General features: G+C 60.3%; 14 protein-coding genes, 1 other RNA gene and 1 pseudogene. 8 read left to right on the top strand and 8 right to left on the bottom strand.

The features are described from left to right. The first annotated feature begins 231 nt into the window (after positions 1 to 231). The 4 genes from PMI09_RS27805 (at position 232) to PMI09_RS27790 (ending at position 6,654) form a co-directional block, all read left to right on the top strand. The gene (locus PMI09_RS27805; RefSeq protein ID WP_007802239.1) at positions 232 to 1,398 is read left to right on the top strand and encodes an efflux RND transporter periplasmic adaptor subunit; all 1,167 of its coding nucleotides are present in this window, start codon (positions 232 to 234) and stop codon (positions 1,396 to 1,398) included. Then, on the top strand, positions 1,395 to 4,550 hold the full coding sequence (locus PMI09_RS27800) for an efflux RND transporter permease subunit (protein WP_007802236.1): 3,156 nt from the start codon (positions 1,395 to 1,397) through the stop codon (positions 4,548 to 4,550). Before PMI09_RS27805 ends, PMI09_RS27800 begins: the two co-directional genes overlap by 4 nt. Positions 4,551 to 4,798: 248 nt before the next feature. Further along, on the top strand, positions 4,799 to 5,794 hold the full coding sequence (locus PMI09_RS27795) for a flagellin N-terminal helical domain-containing protein (protein WP_007802234.1): 996 nt from the start codon (positions 4,799 to 4,801) through the stop codon (positions 5,792 to 5,794). Between the two features lie 194 nt (positions 5,795 to 5,988). Further along, positions 5,989 to 6,654, top strand: a complete 666-nt coding sequence (locus PMI09_RS27790) for an OmpA family protein (RefSeq protein ID WP_037084427.1) — start codon at positions 5,989 to 5,991, stop codon at positions 6,652 to 6,654. A 50-nt stretch (positions 6,655 to 6,704) separates the two neighbouring features. On the opposite strand, the gene PMI09_RS27785 is transcribed toward PMI09_RS27790, so the two are convergent. Then, positions 6,705 to 7,112 (bottom strand): DUF2000 family protein, encoded by a 408-nt coding sequence (locus PMI09_RS27785; protein WP_037084403.1) that lies wholly within the window; start codon positions 7,110 to 7,112, stop codon positions 6,705 to 6,707. 33 nt (positions 7,113 to 7,145) lie between these two features. Between PMI09_RS27785 and PMI09_RS27780 the strand changes: the two genes are divergently transcribed. Further along, the gene (locus PMI09_RS27780) at positions 7,146 to 8,033 is read left to right on the top strand and encodes an AraC family transcriptional regulator (RefSeq protein WP_037084400.1); all 888 of its coding nucleotides are present in this window, start codon (positions 7,146 to 7,148) and stop codon (positions 8,031 to 8,033) included. On the opposite strand, the gene PMI09_RS27775 is transcribed toward PMI09_RS27780, so the two are convergent. Beyond that, entirely contained in the window at positions 7,993 to 9,087 is a 1,095-nt protein-coding gene (locus tag PMI09_RS27775; protein WP_193385430.1) for an AbrB family transcriptional regulator, read from the bottom strand. The two genes, PMI09_RS27780 and PMI09_RS27775, sit on opposite strands and share 41 nt — an antisense overlap. Positions 9,088 to 9,251: 164 nt before the next feature. Beyond that, the gene (locus PMI09_RS27770) at positions 9,252 to 10,154 is read right to left on the bottom strand and encodes a LysR family transcriptional regulator (RefSeq protein ID WP_007802224.1); all 903 of its coding nucleotides are present in this window, start codon (positions 10,152 to 10,154) and stop codon (positions 9,252 to 9,254) included. Between the two features lie 96 nt (positions 10,155 to 10,250). Between PMI09_RS27770 and PMI09_RS27765 the strand changes: the two are divergent. The 3 genes and pseudogenes from PMI09_RS27765 to PMI09_RS27755 all read left to right on the top strand — a co-directional run bounded on the left by PMI09_RS27765 (position 10,251) and on the right by PMI09_RS27755 (position 16,726). Beyond that, positions 10,251 to 11,278: pseudogene (locus PMI09_RS27765) on the top strand (aldo/keto reductase). A 108-nt stretch (positions 11,279 to 11,386) separates the two neighbouring features. Further along, positions 11,387 to 12,799 carry an FAD-binding oxidoreductase gene (locus tag PMI09_RS27760; RefSeq protein ID WP_007802217.1) on the top strand — a complete coding sequence of 471 codons (1,413 nt, stop codon included), beginning with the start codon at positions 11,387 to 11,389 and terminating at the stop codon, positions 12,797 to 12,799. A 183-nt stretch (positions 12,800 to 12,982) separates the two neighbouring features. Continuing rightward, complete coding sequence (locus PMI09_RS27755; protein ID WP_007802213.1) at positions 12,983 to 16,726, top strand: AsmA family protein; 3,744 nt, start codon at positions 12,983 to 12,985, stop codon at positions 16,724 to 16,726. Between the two features lie 195 nt (positions 16,727 to 16,921). Here the strand turns inward: PMI09_RS27755 and PMI09_RS27750 are convergent, their stop codons facing one another. From PMI09_RS27750 to PMI09_RS27735, 5 genes are all read right to left on the bottom strand, one after another. Next, a complete protein-coding gene (locus tag PMI09_RS27750) occupies positions 16,922 to 17,140 on the bottom strand; it encodes a ribbon-helix-helix domain-containing protein (RefSeq protein WP_007802211.1) in 219 nt (72 codons plus the stop codon). A gap of 97 nt (positions 17,141 to 17,237) precedes the next feature. Continuing rightward, on the bottom strand, positions 17,238 to 17,432 hold the full coding sequence (locus PMI09_RS27745; protein WP_007802209.1) for a DUF4169 family protein: 195 nt from the start codon (positions 17,430 to 17,432) through the stop codon (positions 17,238 to 17,240). A 50-nt stretch (positions 17,433 to 17,482) separates the two neighbouring features. Then, positions 17,483 to 17,992 (bottom strand): SspB family protein, encoded by a 510-nt coding sequence (locus PMI09_RS27740; protein WP_007802207.1) that lies wholly within the window; start codon positions 17,990 to 17,992, stop codon positions 17,483 to 17,485. Positions 17,993 to 18,118: 126 nt separating this feature from the next. After that, positions 18,119 to 18,488, bottom strand: a transfer-messenger RNA (tmRNA) gene (gene ssrA, locus PMI09_RS30770). Between the two features lie 57 nt (positions 18,489 to 18,545). Then, a complete protein-coding gene (locus PMI09_RS27735; protein ID WP_007802202.1) occupies positions 18,546 to 19,292 on the bottom strand; it encodes a methyltransferase family protein in 747 nt (248 codons plus the stop codon). Between the last annotated feature and the right edge of the window lie 8 nt (positions 19,293 to 19,300).

The raw sequence follows: 19,300 nt of genomic DNA, 5'->3' as shown, positions 1-19,300 counted from the left end.
AACAAAACCGTTATTTGTCCTCGGCGAAGAAACGCTGCGACGCGTGCGGGAAACGAGTGGCGAACGTTTTACCAGTAACTCAGTCTTGATATTACAATTCAGTAATGCGGACCAATTCGCTTGCCGGTGATCAGCAAAGAGACAATATTGTCGCAGACGCGCGGCAATTTGTCCTGCGAACGCCTCTTTCGATAGACCCTGGACGAGCCTCGAGTCCCTCTGGAGACGTGAATGGCATTTTGGAAGCAGTTTATAGTTTGCCTTGTCGTGATTGCTGCCGGCTTTGCTGGATGGGTTTACTTTGTGCCGGGGGCCGGCGAGACGCTGCGCAAGGCCGGCTTTTCTGAGGTTTCCAAGTTGGCGCCCGGCGAAGCTGCACCGCAGCCTGTGGTCAGCGCAGAGGGACAATCAAGGCGCCGCGGTGGCGGAGCCAATGCGCCCGTTCTGGTCGCCACGCAAGCCGTTGTTCGTGGCGTCGTCAATGATCGGTTGAGCGCCATCGGCACGGGGGATGCGATCCGCTCCGTCGTGGTGATGCCGCAGGCGAGCGGTACGATCCGCGACATCCTCATCAAGTCGGGTGACAGGATCACCAAGGGGCAGGTTCTCGCGAAGCTCGACAGCGAAGAGCAGGTCATTGCTCGCGGTCAGGCTGATGTGGCGCTGAAGAGCGCCATCGAGAAATCCAGCCTCTACCACAACATCAAGTCCAGCGTGTCGCGCATGGACGTCTTCGACGCAGAGATCGCTGAGCAGGGCGCACGCCTGCAGCTGCAGGCCGCCGAGCTCAATCTCGAGCGCCGCAACATCGTCGCGCCCATCGATGGCATCGTCGGTATCATCGCTGTCAATGTCGGTGATAACGTCTCGACGACAACGCCGATCGCCACGCTCGACGACCGGACGGAGATTCTCGTCGACTACTGGGTACCGGAGCGCTTTGCCAACACGATCACCGTAGGTCACCCGGTGGAGGCGACCTCTGTTGCGCTGCCCGGGCGAGCTTTCTCGGGAGTGGTGGAGGCGATCGACAACCGCATCGACGCCGCCAGCCGGACACTGCGCGTGCGGGCGCGGATCGACAACGCGTCCGACGAATTGCGGGCCGGCATGTCTTTCAATGTCGGTATGAAATTCGCGGGTGATCAGTACCCGGCGGTGGACCCCGTTTCGGTACAGTGGGACTCCCAAGGCTCTTTCGTCTGGCATGTTGTCGACGGCAAGTCCCAAAAGGTTCGCGTCAGCATCGTGCAGCGCAATCCCGACTTTATCCTTGTCAAAGCCGACCTGAAGGACGGCGACGCCATTGTTACCGAGGGGCTGCAGCGCGTCCTTGAGGGCGGAGCAGTGCGCGTCGCAAGCGAAGTCGCGTCGAGCTCGGAGCCTGCCACGCAATGAACGTGATCGAGATGCAGGAGAAGCCGGCTTCCGGCAAGCAGACATTTACCGCGCTGTTTGTCCGACGCCCGATCCTTGCGCTGGTATTCAACACACTCATGATCGTTGCCGGCCTCGCGGCCTATGCCGGGATCGAAGTGCGCGAACTGCCAGATGTCGACCGGCCTATCGTCACCGTTCGCACGACCTTTGACGGCGCTTCGCCACAGACGGTCGATCAGGAATTGACGAAGGTCATCGAGGGGGCGGCGGCACGCGTCAGCGGCCTGAAGTCGATTTCATCGAGCTCGCAGTTCGGCCAGAGCCGTGTGACGCTCGAATTTTCCGACTCGGTTGACCTCGCCGTTGCGGCGAACGACGTGCGTGATGCCATCGGCCGTATCGCCGATCGTCTACCGGAGGAGGCGGACGCGCCGCAGATCGTCAAGGCCGACTCCGATTCACAGCCGATCATGCGTCTTGCCGTGACCTCGTCCAAGCTCAACATGGACGACCTGACCCTTCTCGTCGAAAACCAGGTTATCGATCGTCTTGCCTCCGTCGACGGCGTTGCCGATGTCGAGACATATGGCGACCAGGAGAAGGTCTTCCGCGTCGACGTCAACCAGAGCGAACTCGCCAGTCGCGGGCTGACGGTTGGTGATTTGACGAAGGCGCTGTCGAGCGCTGCCCTCGATATGCCGGCCGGATCGTTGAAGAGCCCGACGCAGACGATCGTCGTGCGTGCGATGGCAAGCCTGCAGACGCCGGAAGAGTTTTCCAACGTTGTCCTGCAGAGCCACGTGCGACTCGGCGATGTGGCGAACGTCACGCTTGGGCCGCGCGACGGACAGACTGCACTGCGCTCCAACGGCGTTCCCGGCATCGGCCTCGGCATTATCCGCCAGGCGCAGTCGAATACGCTGAACATTTCGAACGGCATCAAGGACGCCGTTGCCGAGCTTTCGAAGACGCTTCCCGAGGGCACGCGGATCGCTATTACCAGCGATGACGCCGTCTTCATCCAGGGGGCGATCCATGAGGTCTTGCTCGCGCTGATCCTGGCCGTCGTCATCGTTACCGGCGTGATCTACCTTTTCCTCAGGGACTGGCGCGCGACGATCATCCCTGCCGTCAGCATGCCGGTGGCCCTCATCGGAACTCTCGCGGCCGTCTATCTCGTTGGCTTCTCGATCAACATCCTGACGCTGCTTGCGATCGTGCTGGCGACTGGTCTCGTCGTGGACGACGCGATCGTCGTTCTCGAAAATATCGTACGCCGTCGATCGGAGGGCATGGGGCCGCGGGCGGCTGCCGTGCTTGGTACGCGCGAGGTGTTCTTTGCTGTGATCGCGACGACCGCGACGCTTGCGGCGGTCTTCATTCCGCTTTCCTTCCTGCCGGGGCAGGTGGGTGGGCTCTTCCGCGAATTCGGCTTCGTGCTCGCTTTCTCGGTCGGCCTCTCGTCCATCGTCGCCTTGACTCTATGTCCGATGCTGGCGTCGCGGATACTGACGAAGGAGATGCTCGAGGACCACGGACTTCTCGGCCGTTTCGGCACCTGGTTTGCTGATACCTACCGGTGGTCGTTGCATGCCTGCCTGAATGCGCCGCTCGTGATCATCGTCGCATCCGTTCTTTTCGCGGGAGCGGCTGTTGTCGCGTTCCAAACGGTTCGGAGCGAGTTGACGCCGAGCGAAGACCGGGCCCTGGTGATGATGCGCCTTACAACGCCGCAGGGTTCCAGCCTCGAATATACGCGCGACAAGCTGCAGCGGGTCGAGGAATATCTTCAGCCGCTCGTCGACAGTGGCGATATCCGCAACGTCTTTTCCATCTCGGGACAGGGCGGACAGGTCAACAGCGGCTTCATGGTGCTGACGCTGGCCCCATGGGGTGAGCGTCACCGCACGCAGGCCGAAATCGTTGCCGATATCAACAAGACGGCTGCCAGGGTGCCGGCGCTGCGTGGCAATGCCATCCAGTCCAACAGCCTGCGTATCCGTGGCGCCGGCAGCGGGCTGCAGATGGCACTGGTCGGCAACGACCATGAGGCTCTGACGGCTGCGGCTGCCGACCTGGTCCACGCGCTCGATGTCACGGGACACTATGATACGCCGCGACTGACCAACGAGCCGACACAGGCGCAAGTTTCTGTCACGATTGACCGCGAGCGTGCCTCCGATCTCGGCATCGATATCACCGGCCTTTCGACAGCCATGCAGTCGTTGCTCGAGGGGCGTTCGGTCGTCGATGTCTTCGTGAAGGGTGAATCCTATCCTGTGTTGCTCACATCGAACACGCGGCCGCTGGACGATCCGACGGATCTCGAGAACGTCTTCCTCAAGACCGGCGACGGCAAGATCGTGCCGATGTCGGTGATTGCCACGCTGACAGAGAGTTCCGTCGCGCCGCAGCTGAACCGCGAACAGCAACTTGCGTCGGTGGCGATCACCGCTGGCTTGAAGAACGGTCTCTCACTCGGAGATGCGGTCAAGGAAGTGACCGAGATCTCGAAATCGGTCCTGCCGGCCGGCGCTCGTCTCGTCCCTCTTGCTGAGGCCGCGACGCTGGAAGAAAACTCGAGCGGAATGGCGCTGACCTTCGGCTTTGCCATCGTCATCATCTTCCTGGTTTTAGCCGCTCAGTTCGAGAGCGTGCTTTCGTCGGTCATCATCATGTCGACGGTGCCGCTGGGGCTCGCGTGCGCCGTCTTCGCGCTGATCATTACCGGGTCGAGCCTCAACATCTATAGCCAGATCGGCCTTGTGCTGCTTGTGGGTGTGATGGCGAAGAACGGCATTCTGATCGTCGAATTCGCCAACCAGCTGCGCGATCGCGGCGAAGATGTGCGCACGGCGATCGAGAAGGCGTGTGCGCTGCGCCTGCGCCCTGTGATGATGACCATGATCGCGACGATCCTCGGCGGCGTTCCGCTGGTCTTTGCGCATGGCGCCGGCGCGGAAGCGCGTATTGCGCTCGGCTGGGTAATTGTCGGGGGGCTCGGCTTTGCGACGCTCGTGACACTTTACATCACGCCGGTCGCCTACCTGCTCATCGCCCGCTTTGCGAAGCCGCATGCTCACGAAGAGGAGCGCCTCCACGAAGAAATGGCGCAGGCCTCGCGTCCGCGCCCTGCCACCAAGGCAGGGCGGCTGGAGGCGGCGGAGTAAGGAAGCCCGCTGCCCTGGCCGGCAAACGCTGCGACTTATAGTTTATGAAAAGTTGTAGGATTGGATGCATTTCCTCTGAACCTTAGATGTTTTTTAAGCATGAGCGGCAATCATGCGAGCAGAAACCGATAGGTCCTCCAGCGTTTCGGGGGGGCTGCTCCGGCGCCGGTGTGGGGCGCCCCCGAACATGAGCGTTCGCGGTGCGGTTTGTGTGTATCAGCGTATTGTTGTGTTCGGAGTACAGTGCCTTGAGCATTTATCGGCGCACTTCGGTGGATGCCGCGCTTTATGTTTTGCGTGACATCGGTCGCGATATGACCAAGACCCAGAGGCAGGTGTCCACCGGCCTCAGAGTGGAAAAAGCGTCCGACAATGGCGCCTACTGGGCGATCAGTTCGACGCTGAAAACCGATCAGAAAGCCCAGTCGGCAATACGCGATGCCCTTGGCCTCGCGGCCGCGACCATGGGCACGGCCTACAACGCCGTCGACAACGCGATCGATCTCGTCAGTGAGATCAAGGCAAAGCTGGTCGCGGCAACCGAGTCCGGCGTCAACAAGGACAAGATCAATACAGACATCGCTCATCTGAAGGATCAATTGCGGTCGGTCGCGCAGTCGGCGACCTTCAACGGCGACAACTGGGTGGCGATCGACGATTCCTCGGATCCGTCGAAACCCAGGCAGATCCCTTCGTCCTTCATCCGTTATTCTGACGGAAGCGTCAAAATCGACACGCTGAGCTATGAGGCCGACCTGGCACCAGTTGGGGCGACAAGCTCAAAGGATGCGCGCTATCTGATCGATGATCGCACGACGGGATCGGGGGAATACGGCGCTCTCACGTCGCAGTATTTTGCCACCGAGGCCGGTGCTTCGCAAAACTATGTGATGCTGAAGGGCGCCGGCAACACGGCAGGGCAGGTCGAGATTGGGGTTTCAAGCACTACGACCCAGGCGCAGGTGAAGGAGATGATCACCGTCGTCGACATGATGCTGAACCAGATGACGACGGTCGGCTCGGCCTTTGGCGCACTCGAAAAGCGTATCGGCATCCAGGGCGATTTCGCGCAGTCGTTGGACGATTCCTACGCCCGCGGCATCAGCCGGCTGATCGATGCCGACATGGAGGAGCAGTCGAGCCGGCTGCGGGCCCTGCAAACGCAGGAGCAGCTTGGCTTGCAGTCGCTGAACATCGCTAACGCCAGCTATGACAAGGTTCGCCAGCTCTTCCAGAACTTCTAACAGGTCGGCTTGATAAAGGACGTGTCGCGCGCAATCCGACGGGCGACACGGCCACTCAGCCTGTCACTGTGGCTTGCGATCCGCAGTCGCTGTGCATTTTGCCCGATTTCCAGCATCTGAAGCGCCTGCTTCATCTTGTTGCCGCAATCCTTAATACTGGTCGCATCAACACCGAACTGGAGACACACCTGTCCATGATCAAGAAATTCATACTTTTGTCTGTTGCCGCAACTTACCTTAGTGCTTGCACCACGACCGACCCCTATACGGGCGAGCAGAAGATGTCGAACACGTCAGGCGGGGCACTGCTGGGTGCCGGCGTTGGCGCGCTTGCTGGCCTGGCTGTCGGCGGCTCGCCGGTTGGACGTCGCAACGCTGCGCTGATCGGTGCCGGCGTCGGCGCGCTCGCGGGTGGTGCGATCGGCAATTACATGGATCAGCAGGAATCCGAACTGCGCGCCCAGCTCCAGGGAACCGGCATCTCGGTCACCCGCCGCGGTGACAACATTATCCTGAACATGCCGTCCAATATCACGTTCGATGTCGACCAGGATGCCGTGAAGGCTGGCTTCTATCCGACGCTGAACTCTGTCGCGATCGTCTTGCGCAAGTTCAACCGCACGCTGATCGACGTGAACGGTCACACCGATTCCACCGGCAGCCTGCAGCACAATCAGGATCTGTCGCAGCGCCGCGCGATGTCGGTTGCCGACTATCTCGGCACCCAGGGCATCGATCCGCGCCGTGTTTCGGCCGTTGGCTTCGGCCCATCGCAGCCAATCGCTTCCAACGCCACAGAAGCCGGCCGCGCCCAGAACCGCCGCGTCGAAATCCAGATCGCGCCTGTCACCCAGAGCTGACCGACATTGCAGTCGTGAGAAGCGGCCGGGCCAGCGCCCGGCCGTTTTCGTTATTGGTGCATCGTCGCGCCTTTGGTGATCTTGTCGACAATCTTCTTCTCGGCTCGGATGGCGATGCCGACGACCTTGGCATTGTCAGGTGCATATTCAGCAAAGACGGCTCGGTTGGCGGTGTCGTGGCCGGTTGCGAACATCTCCTCGATGAACAACGAAGAGGTCACGCCGCGCTCCAAAGAGCGGCGGTGGATCGTCGACAGAGTCTCGCCCTCGGCCGATAGAACGATGATCGGCTGGATGGAGAGCGGATGGTAAAGATTGCCGGCGCGATCCTTGTAGGCCTCGCCGATGATCTCGGGGTTCTGTCCGGCAATGCCGCTCATCAGGAAGGCGGTCACGTTCAGCTTCTGCCAGGATGCAAGATTGTTTCGCAGGACGATCGCAATTTTGGTATCAAACATTCCACTCTCTTTCATGCGGGTTCGAAAATCGCGTTGGACCAGGATGTAAACAGTCATGCCTTCGAGGGTCTTGAACGTTTGTGCACGGAACGCAGCGCAGACGGGATCGTGACTGCGCCGGCTTTTCCCGGCATCGAGCGGATCGAGGCGCAATTTTCAGGCAATGCCTTCGAGCCCCATCGCCACGATACCTATGCGCTTGGCGTCACGATCAAAGGTGTGCAGACTTTTTCCTATCGCGGAGAGCGGCGCTTCAGCATGCCAGGACAGGTGCTCGTGCTCCACCCTGACGAAGAGCATGATGGTGGTGCGGGTACCGATGACGGGCTGCAATATCGCATGCTCTATCTGGAACCGGCGTTGCTGCTCGAATGCCTAGACGAGGAGAAGATCGGGCTGCCATTCGTCGATGAACCGGTGATCTGGGATCCCATCCTAGCTGGCACGTTGCTCGCAGCGCTTGGCGAACTGGATCGCGAGCTCGATGAGCTGTTCGTCGACGACTTCGTTTCGCGTGTTGCCGGTGGACTTGCGAAGCATGCAAGGACACCACAGCGGCCGCTCGGAAGCGTGGCGTGGCAGCGCGCAAGATTGGCGCGGGACTATCTCGAAGCGCATGCGACAGAGACTGTGCGGTCGGGCGAGTTGGAGGTTGTTACCGGCCTCGACCGCTTTTCCCTCGCGCGGCATTTCAGGGCTGCCTTTGCAACCAGCCCGCATCGCTATCTCCTCATGCGGCGCCTGCAGTATGCGCGTGCCATGATCGGGGCGGGTGAAGGACTTTCGGATGTTGCTGCCGCGACCGGATTTGCAGACCAGAGCCATTTGACCCGGCACTTCAAGAAGGCCTACGGCATGACGCCTGGCCAATGGGCGAGCCTCAGACAGGCTTCTCCGCAAGACCGGAGCGGCGCGCGATAAAGCGTGCCAGCATTGGGCCGGTAAACAGGATCACTAGGAAGCGGCCGGTTTGCATGGCCATCACGAAGGGCACGTCGACATCGCTCGATGCGGCGATGATGGCGACGGAATCGGCGCCGCCGGGGCTGGTTGCAAGATAGGCTGTGAGCGGATCGACGCCTGCGAATTTGTGCAAGGCAAAGGCCATGCAGCCACAGATCGACATCAGCAAAAGGATGGAGGCCGCGACGCGGGGAAGGGCGCGGGCGGCGTGCATGACAATGCCGCGGGTGAAGCGCAAACCGATGTTCCAGCCGATCAGGGCATAGCTGATCGCCAGAAGCCATAACGGAAGCTCGATCGTCAGCAGACCGAAGCCTTGCAGCAGCGAACCGAGCACCAACGGCACGGTGATTGTGCCGCCTTGGATACGAAAACGGACAGCAACATAGGCAGACAGGCAGGTCAGGGTGACAGTCGCGGCAAGCGCCTGCCAGTCGACCGGTGGGAAGAGGATGATTGCCGGCGGTTCGCCACCGTCTGCGGCAACCCATAGGCGGGAGACCACCGAAGCGGCCACGGCGACGAAGACCACACGCAGATACTGCATGAAAGCGACGAGACGGGCATCGGCGCCGTAGGCTTCGGACATGATGACCATCGCGGAAGCCGCACCGGGCGAGGAACCCCAAACCGCCGTCGTTCCCGGTAAGACCTGCCAGCGTGTCAGCAGCCAGCCAAGGCCGGCCGCCGCGACGATGACGGAAAGGATCATCGCGAGAAAGAGCGGTGCGCCGGTCGCCATCGTCTTCAGGATATCGACGGTGATGGCGCGCGCCATGAGAAATCCGACGAGCGCCTGTCCGAAGAGGAGCGGCCAGCGCGGGACCCGAAGTGATCCCTGGCCGATGGAGAGAGCAAGGATAATTGCCGCCACCATCGGGCCGATAAGGAGTGAGGCCGGCAGGCCAAGCATTTCGAGCCCGACGACAAGCAGGGTCGAGATGCTGAGCAAGAGTATCCACCGCGGCAGGCTGGCGTATCGAAGGAAGCGGCTGGCGTCGTACAACGGCATGATTCCCATGCATGTCTTGCCAATGCTGGAACCGCGATCAGGCGAAGCAAGGGAGCAGCACTGGCTGGCAAAAGAGGCCGCCCGGAGAGACCGGAGGGCAATGCGCCGATATAGGCGCGAGCCGGGGAAGGGGTCAATTGCGAAATCCTATAGATCTCGCAGCGTTAGAGGCTGACGCGCTCGGCCAGGAAGTCGAGCAGCGCTCGCACGCGGGCCGGCAACGGACCGCCCTGGCCGATATAGACGGCGTAAAATTCCTCGATATCACCGGGGTTGATCTCCTCGAGAACCGGGACCAGCCGCCCGGCCTCGATATCGGCGCGAACTGTGAAGGTGGCGAGGCGGACTAGGCCTGCGCCTGACAGTGCCATATACCGCATCGCTTCGCCGTCGCCCACCTGCACGCCGGGTGAGATCGGCAACGCGACGGTTTCTCCGTCCTGGCGAAGGGGCCAGCCCTGGACGCTGCGCGCATAAGAAAAGCCGATGCGGCGGTGATGTTTCAGGTCCGCAACAGATTTCGGCTCGCCGGCGCGCTTTAGATAGGTCGGCGACGCCACGATGACTTTCCGGGTGACGCCGAGCTTGCGCGCAATGAGACTGGAACTCTTCAGCGGTCCGGCGCGGATCGCGACATCGGCTCGATCCTCTACGAGGTCGACGATGGCGTCTGTATGCGAGATATCGAGAGTGACGGCGGGATTGAGCGCCAGAAACTCGGAGACGAGCGGCGCAAGGATATGATGGCCGAAGGAGGCGCTCGTGTTAATACGAATGGGACCCACGGCCTGTTCGCCGGCGGAGGCGTAGCGTTCGGCCTCCGCTATGTCTGCAAGAATAGAAATGCTGCGCTCGTAAAAGGCGGAGCCTTCCGGCGTTAGATGCAGCTTGCGGGTCGAACGATTGACGAGGCGAGCGCCGAGGCGTGCCTCAAGCCGCGCTACAAGCTTGCTGACTGCAGATGGCGTCATGCGGCAGGCGCGGGCCGCGGCCGTGAAGCCGCCGAGCTCGACGGCGCGTACGAAGACTTCCATTTCGCCGGAGCGATTGATGTCTTGTCGGCTCATGATGAATTCAGTTCATGGATGGTTTTCTTTCCGGCAATCTATATCATGGTAAATTCAGTGTCTATCTCTTCTGAAGTCCACAACAGGAGACTGACCATGGAATACAGAAATCTCGGCGCATCAGGCCTCAGGGTGCCGGTCTTGAGCTTCGGGGCGGGAACGTTCGGAGGCTCGGGTCCGCTCTTCGGTGCATGGGGCAATACGGACGCCGCCGAAGCCCGGCGCCTGATCGACATTTCGCTCGAAGCGGGCGTCAATCTCTTCGATACGGCGGATGTCTATTCGGCTGGGGCCTCCGAGGAAGTCCTTGGCCAGGCGATCGCCGGTCGACGAGATGCCGTGCTGATCTCGACCAAGATCGCCCTGCCGATGGGCGATGGCCCTGCGGATTGGGGAACCTCGCGCGCGCGTCTCACTCGCTCGACGGACGAGGCGTTGAGGCGGCTGGGCACGGACTACATCGATCTGCTGCAGCTTCATGCCTTCGATGCCTCGACGCCTATCGACGAGGTGCTTGCAACGGGCTGATAACGGCAGGGAAGATCCGCTATGTCGGCGTCTCCAATTTCGCGGGATGGCAACTGATGAAGTCGCTCGGGATTGCAGAGCGTCACGGCTATCCGCGCTATGTCGCGCATCAGGTCTACTATTCGCTGGCTGGCCGTGATTACGAATGGGAACTGATGCCGCTTGGCGCCGACCAGAGCGTAGGCGCGCTGGTCTGGAGTCCGCTTGCCTGGGGTCGTCTCACCGGTAAGCTCCGGCGCGGCCAGCCGCTGCCGGAGGGTAGCCGTCTGCACCAGACGGCGGAATACGGGCCGCCGGTCGATGACGAGAAGCTTTACGACATCGTCGACGCGCTGTTCGAAGTTTCGGAAGAGACAGGCAAGACCGTTCCGCAGATCGCGCTCAACTGGCTGATTGGCCGCCCGACTGTCGCCAGTGTCATCATCGGCGCGCGGAACGAGGCGCAGCTGCGACAGAATCTCGGTGCTGTCGGTTGGTCGCTATCGAAGGAGCAGGTGGAAAGGCTCGATAAGGCGAGTGCAGTGACCGCGCCCTATCCGTACTTTCCGTACCGCAGGCAGGAGGCCTTTGCACGGCTCAATCCGCCGTTGGTCTGAACGGCGCTCGGCAGAGGACCATTCTCGCTAGTCCTGCACTAGACAGGCGCCGTCTCTTGTCTCATACCAACCTGCCTCCCGGCAGCGAAGGTGAAGGAGATCAAAGAGATGGCGCTCAAAGATGCAAGAACCGGAACACGCAACGAGGTTGGCATTGCGGCTGCTCTCGGCGTTCTGAAACAGAGCTTTGGCGAGCGCTTCCAGACCGGCCAAGCCTTTCGCGAACAGCACGCGCACACGACGACCTACATTCCGTCGCAGCTGCCCGACGGCGTGCTTTTTGCCGAGAGTGCAGACGATGTGAAGGCGGCAGTCAAAGTCTGCGCCGAACACAAGGTGCCGGTCATTGGCTTCGGCACGGGCTCTTCGCTGGAAGGGCAGGTCAATGCGCCCAATGGCGGGATATCAATCGATTTCAGCCGGATGAACCGGATTCTTGAAATCAATGCCGAGGATCTAGACTGCACCGTCGAGCCGGGTGTGACGCGCGAGGAGCTCAACACTTATCTTCGCGATACCGGTCTGTTCTTCCCGATCGATCCGGGCGCAAATGCCTCGATCGGCGGCATGACCTCGACGCGCGCGTCGGGAACGAACGCCGTGCGCTACGGCACGATGAAGGACAACGTGCTTGCCGTTACGGCGGTGACTGCAAACGGAGAAGAAATCCGCACCGCACGGCGCGCCCGCAAGTCGTCCGCCGGCTACGACATGACCCGGCTTTTCGTCGGGGCGGAAGGCACGCTTGGCATCCTGACCTCCGTGACGCTGCGGCTGCAGGGCATCCCGCAGAAGATCGGCGGTGGCGTCTGCGCCTTTCCGACCGTCCGGGCTGCCTGCGATGCGGTGATCATGACCATCCAGATGGGCATTCCCGTTGCCCGCATCGAACTTCTCGATGCCCTGCAAATCCGCGCCTGCAACGCCTACTCGAAGCTGAGCTATGAGGAAAAGCCGACGCTCTTCCTGGAATTTCACGGCACGGATGAGACAGTTGCGTTGCAGTCGGAGCAGTTTGCCGAGATCGCTTCTGAATGCGGAGGCGGCGCGTTCTCGTGGACAGTCAACGCCGAGGAACGCAGCAAACTGTGGAAAGCGCGGCACGATGCCTACTGGGCCTCGCGGGCGCTGGCGCCTGAAATGGCCGCGCTCTCGACGGATGTTTGCGTGCCGATTTCGCGACTTGCCGATTGCATCGGCGAGACGCAGGCCGACATCGAGGAGTATGGTCTGCTTGCGATGATCGTCGGTCATGCCGGTGATGGCAACTTCCATGTGCTTTTGTTGTTCGACGACAAGACGGAGGAGGGCATTGCTGTCGCCGAAGCCTTTGTCGGTCGGCTTAACGCTCGCGCTCTGGCAATGGATGGCACTTGCACCGGCGAGCACGGCATCGGCCAGGGCAAGATGGCATTCCTCGAGGAGGAGCTCGGCGGTACGGTCGACCTGATGCGGCAAGTCAAGGCGGCCCTCGATCCGGACGATATCTTCAACCCCGGCAAGATATTCCACCGTGCCTGAAGACGGACATTCCGTCGCGCCTGACTATCAGCCGGGATCGGTGCTGCAGGGAATGATTTGGCGATGAGGCGAATTCATCTCCAAATCAAGTAAATAGAGCATGATGTTGCCCGAAAGCTGCTTCACAGCTTTCGGTATCATGCTCTAGTGTCCGCGATGGATTCCGAATGGAGAATTGTTGAGTTGGTAGGCCGGTTCCTCGTCTTTTTGGGCGGAGTGGTTGTCGTGGCGCTATTCGTGGCGCTGCTGGCGCCGCTGTTTATCGACTGGACCGATTTCCGAAAGAATTTCGAGGACCAGGCGAGCCGGATCATCGGCAAGAAGGTCGTCGTTCATGGTGCGGTGGATGCGCGCCTGCTGCCGTTTCCCTCCGTGACACTGCATGACGTGCGCGTTGGGCAGGAGCTTGACGGGTCGCCGATTGTGCAGATCGAGCAGTTTTCCATGGACGCCGAACTTGCGCCATTCCTCTCGGGCGAAGCGTTGATCTTCGACATGCGCGTGGTCAACCCGAAGGTTAAGCTGAGACTTCTGAAGGACGGCACGCTCGACTGGACGCGCGGAAGCCAGCCTGAAATCCCAGCCAGGACAGTCGTTCTCGAGAACGTTCATGTCAGCGGCGGTGATGTCCAGTTCATCGACGATCAGTCGGGGCGGTCGCGGCACATCGCGGGTCTCAATGCTGAAATGTCGGCCAAGTCGCTTGCCGGTCCGTGGCGGATCGAAGGCGATGCGGCACTCGACGGCGAGCATGGCAGCTTCACCATCGCCAGCAATCTGCCTGACGAGAACGGAATCTTGCGGATGCGCACGCGCCTGCAGCCCGACAGGCAGCCGATCACGGTTGATCTTGACGGTGAGCTGAAGCTCGTCGACCGCAGACCGAACTATCAAGGAACGGTCTCCGCATCGATCGAGAACCGGAATGGCAAGAAAACCGACAAGGCTGATGTCCCTCCGCGACTGAAAGGGAAGTTCGAACTTACCAACGAAAGCATTCGGATACCGGAATATCGTCTGGAGGTCGGACCTACGGACGATCCCTACGTCGTCACCGGAGAGGCGACGCTTGATACGGGAAGCAAGCCGCAATTCCTGCTGATTGCGAATGGCCAGCAGATTGACGTCAATCGTATCGGCAATCAGGGGGCGAACGGCAAGACCAACCGTGATCCCGGCCTTTCGGCCCGGCAGCGACTGAACGCGATGATCCAAATTATTTCGCAAGTGCCGGTGCCGCAGGTGCCAGGAAAGGCGAGTGTTCGATTGCCGGCGATCGTTGCCGGAGACACGACAATCCGCGACATTCAGCTCGATGTCGAACCCGCTGGCAAGGGCTGGACGATCGACAACGTGGTCGGCACGCTCCCCGGTCGTACGCAGGTGGAGGGTCAAGGCAAGCTCAATCTGCAGGGGCAGGCATCCTTCGTTGGGCAGATCACGGTCGCCTCCAATCAGCCCACAGGCCTTGCGGCCTGGCTTGCCGGCTCCGTCGATCCTGCGATCCGGCAACTGCGACAGGCGGGTTTTTCCGCCGACGTCAATCTTACGCACGACCGGCAGACGTTCAACAACCTGGAAATTGCCGTGGGGCAGGCGACGCTCAAGGGCACGCTCGACCGCCAGGTGCTGGCCAACCAGGCGCCGACGCTGGACGTGGCGCTTGCCGGCGACGCGCTCGATCTGGATGCGCTGCGTGCGCTGACCGGATTGTTCACGGGTCAGGATGCCGGTGACAACGTGCTTGATCACAAAATCAACGCGCGGCTCAAGGCCGACAAGTTTAGTGCCTTTGGCGTCGAAGCGGCCGATGTCGAGACAAGCTTCGCAATTGCTGATGGGGCTCTCGCCGTCGAGAAGCTTTCCGTCAAGAATCTGGCAGGTGCGGAGGTGACCGCGACCGGTCGCGCCGAGGGATCGCTGCTCGACTACAAGGGCTCTGGCGAAATCACCTTCAAATCGGCCGATCCGGGCTCATTCTTCACCATGCTCAAACAGCATCTGCCACAACATCCGGTTATGGATAGGCTCGTGCGCAATGCTGCCTGGTACACCAATACTGCGCTGCGCGGCGCCTTGACGCTTGGAGGAGACGAGGGCGACGGCCTGACCCTGACGCTGGCCGGGGTGAGCAATGGTAGCCGTGTCAATCTCGACTACCGCATGTCGGATCTTCTGGCGCTGACGGGCAAGGGCACCACGAGCCTCGAGGCGACGCTTGAAAACAGCACCACTTCGATCTTGTTCGGGCAGGCCGGCCTTGATCCCTTGCCAGTCGATGCGGACGCCAACGGTCGTCTGACCCTGAAGGTACAGGCTGAGGGCACGGATCCCGCCGACGCGCAGCTGACGTTTGCCACTGACCGTACCTCGTTTACTGCTGGCGGTAAGGTGGATGTCCGCCCGCAAGCCTTCATGAACGGTCAGCTTGCGGTATCACTGGAGAGTGCGGACCTTGATCCCTATCTTGTGATGAACGGCATCGCCATGCCGCAGATGGGTACGGGCTTGCCGTTCAAGCTGACGACGAACGCGACCATTGACGGCGACAAGATTGCTTTTGCGAATATCGCGGGACATGCCGCTGACAACGAATTCAAGGGTGCGCTGACCGTCGACCGCAAAGCGGAGAAGACAACGGCGACGGGCGAATTGGCGCTATCCAAGGCTGATGCCGCTTGGCTCGGGGAAGCGGTCTACGGCCCAATGACGGATGCAGCGACGGGCGACCTGTCGGCCGCAGCGCTGGGCCTGCCAGTCTTCAAGGACATGGACGTCAATCTCAAGCTTTCCGCCAAGCAATTCTGGCCTGGCTGGTCGGGCCCGATTTCGGATTTCACCTCTATTGTGGCCTACAAGGGCGACGAACTGCAACTGAACGACATCAAGGGCGGCTGGGATGCCGGCAGCCTGAACGGCAGTCTGCTGTTTACCAATGCCGATGGTACAGGCTTCTTCCAGACAAAGCTGGCTCTGGCGGACGCGGACCTCGCCGGGGTTGTGTGGCCGCGCGATGGAGCTCCCGTCGCAAATGGCAAGTTCGGGCTGGCACTCTCTCTGGAAGCCTCCGGGAAGTCGATGAAGGATATAGCCGGTTCGCTGAATGGATCCGGCGAAATTCGGCTCGGCGATATCAGCGTGCGTGGGCTCAATCTCGGCATGCTGGCGCCGTTACTGGCTGCGACCGATCCGATGCAGGATCAGTTGAACGCCGGCAAAGTCCATCCGATCGTCGAGACATTGCTCAACAACGGCGAGGCGAAGCTGCCGCCGACCGCTATTCCGTTCAACGTGACGGATGGGGTTCTGCGCTTTCAGAACGTCGCCGTGACGACCGATCAGGCAACGGTTGTTGGCAACGGCCAGATCGACCTGCCGCAGGAGCGCATCAACGCGTCGCTCAATATTGCGCTGAATCCGGGCAACGAGGTGCTTCCCGGCGCGGAGCCTGCGATACGCCTCGACTTTTCGGGGCTGCTTGCGTCGCCTGGCCGTACGATGGACGTCACCGATATCACCGGTTTCCTGTCGCTGCGCGCCTTCGAGCGTGAACGCCGACGCGTCGAGCGGTTGCAGTCGAACGTCCTGGAAAAGCAGCGACTGCGCCGCGAAGTCGCTCTCTACAAGTTCAATGACGCAGAGCGCCAGAAGGCTGCCGCCTTTGAGGTACAGCGACAGGCTGAAGAGCAGCGGCTGAGGGATTTGGCCGCTCAGGCCCAGCGTGAGAGGCAAGCAGCGGAAGCGCAGGCGCAGGCTGAGGCAGAAGCCAAGTCGAAAGCCGAGGCCGAAGCGCGCGCCAGGGCGGTGCAAGAGAAGGCGGCCGCGGATGCCGCGCGACGTGCTCAAGAGCAGCTTGCCGTCCCCCCTGAGAACTCGCTCAATTTTGGAACGGTACCGGGGCTGCCCGGTGTGCAGATACCGCAGTAGTGTATTGCGGGAGTACCCTGTGGTGAGCATTGCGATGGGAGCCTGCCCACCTCTGTGCCGGCATGAACTATCTCTTCGGCCAGGAGGGCGTTCTGGCAAAGAATGTGGTCTCGAAGGGCGTGGGTCAACCGAGCTTCCCTTACGATGCGACAATCCGTACATTCGGGCCCGGCCTGCCGAAACCAGGGAGATGATCTAGCCGTCGCGCTTTGATTTCAGCCAATGAAGGACGTAGACACGGAGTGCTGAAGAGAGGTTGCTTTCGGGTTGCCGCTGATCGTCTATTTCGGAAATCAGGACTGCGAGCGGAATGGCGCGCGTCTTGGCGATTGTGTTCAGCTCAGTCCAGAATTCGTCTTCCAGAGAGAGGCTGGTGCGGTGTCCGTGCAGAGTAGCCGAGTGCTTGCGGATCATCGCAAGGCTTCAGAATTCGATTCAAGCTGCTGAGGATATGATTCCGGAAAGCTATCCAGTCGATTGATTTCGGAATATTTTTCGTTTCTCCGGACGCTCATTTGTCGTCTTCGGATTTCTCGATCCGGCCTTGTTGATGAGAGCGTTCGGCCTTCTCGTTGAGCGCGTTCGTGAGCTGCTTTTCGGCCTTGGTGCGGCCGAAGGAGATGCGGTTTTGCTCCGCCTGTTTCTCTTTCTCGGCGCGGGCCTGTTTCTTCTTGAACTGACGGAGATTGACGACTTCGGCGGTCACGGCTGGCCTCGATCGGAATTGAAAAAGGGAAGCAATTGCTTCCCTTCGTTTTACTGCTTCTTTCGGAAAGCGTCGAGCGAGACGACCGAACCAGGCTTCTTTTCCTCGCCATCCGCCTTGCCGGCGGGCGCTTCCTCGGCCTTCTCGGCCGAGACCGGATAAGCCGTGATTTCGGCGTCGGGAAGCTCGTCGCTGTCAGCGAGAGGTACGTCGAATTCCAGCTCGAAGTTGACGGAGGGATCGTAGAAGCCCCGGATGGCGTTGAACGGAATGAACAGTTTTTCTGGAACATCCGAGAAGGAAAGGCCGATCTCGAAGGTCGTCTCAGTGACCTTCAACTCCCAGAACTGGTGCTGAACAACGATGGTCATCTGCTCCGGATACTTCGCCTTCAGGTGCTGCGAGATGCGAACACCTGGCGCGCCCGTGAGAAAGGTAATGAAGAAATGATGCTCGCCCGGCAGGCGGCCCGTCGCGGCAACTTCAGACAAAACCTTACGGATGACGCCACGCAGTGCGTCTTGTGCCAGAATGTCGTAACGGATGTGATCCTGCCCCATGCTTTCCTGTCTTTCTTTGGTTCGGACTCGTTTCCCAAGGCTGTATGGCATGCCAAGACGCCCTGGAAAAGGCCTGAGCCGATTCATGCTTCACCAAACCATACATGATTTGCGCGCAAGGGAGAAGGTGAAGGCTTCTGTTGCCAGGTGCCTTCGGACCCCGCCTAGAGGTGCGAACCACTAGGGCTTTATTTGAAGTGTCACACCGCGATTAAGCAGCGAGACGAGCTTCCGCATAGTTGTCGTTTGCAACTACAATTTTAGCCCGATAACGGCGGTACAATGCCGAGCAAAAAGACGATCTTTACACCCTTGTCGATCCTGTTTCGCCCCCATCAAAAGCCGGCCATCTATTTGGCAGCCCGCCGGTTTTTGGTGGAGGCGCCGGGTACCGCCCCCGGGTCCAATAGGTTTATTACACCGCTCATTTATCGCCATAGCCGGCCCGAAGACCGGCACGGCTGATATAGTGTTTTCCGTTTCGTATGGGAAGAGGCGTCGTCACAAAACCGTGTCGTAGTCAGGCAGGAAAGCAAGAAGATTGCTAGCGGCCCTAGGAGATGGCCTTCGGATCATCGAAAATACCACGCTTCTTAAGCAGACTGACCATTCCGGTCGCGGCTCCGACGACGGCAATAAAGAAGCCAAGAAGACAGATGTAGGGGAGGGGCAACGCATTAGCTGCGCCTGCAACCCGGTAGATCTCGATCAGAAGAACAGCCAGCAGCGCGGCAGAAACAGTCGAATAGTCTTTCGCGATTACTCGCTTCACGTTGAATGCCATCCTGTGGGTCGCCTGCGCAAAATTGCTGAAATGAAGCATCCAGCGAGGGACGTCCGCGCAGTAGGCCCGATATGCATCTCCAAACTTGTCTTCGAGGAACGCTTCTTCGGCATAGACGATGCATTGGTAGATGAACATGAAGAGAGCTATGCCGACAATCACGACGGTCGGATTTCCGTGCAGCAGGAAGACCCCTGCGTAGACCAGCATGTTTCCGACATAGAGTGGATTGCGGCAAACACCGAACATGCCTTCCGTCACGAGGTCGCTGGCGTAGACGCGCTTCTTCAAACCGCCCCGCCGGATATAGGCGTAGCCGATCACTGTTGCCCGCAGGGCCAGGCCGCAAAACACGATCAGAAGCGCGATCACGTCCTTGACACGCTCGGCCGCAACGCTTCCGCCAATTTCCGCTGGTGGCGGTGACATCAGGAACAAGGCGACGATTATGATCGGAAACACCTGATTGCGGTACTTGAAGAAGAAGTTCCCGCTGTGGATCATGGTTGCTTTCATGTTGGCGT

Origin of the sequence: Rhizobium sp. CF122 (genome assembly GCF_000282035.1) — a bacterium.
Taxonomy (GTDB): domain Bacteria; phylum Pseudomonadota; class Alphaproteobacteria; order Rhizobiales; family Rhizobiaceae; genus Rhizobium.
This window is presented reverse-complemented; position numbering and strand designations above follow the sequence as displayed.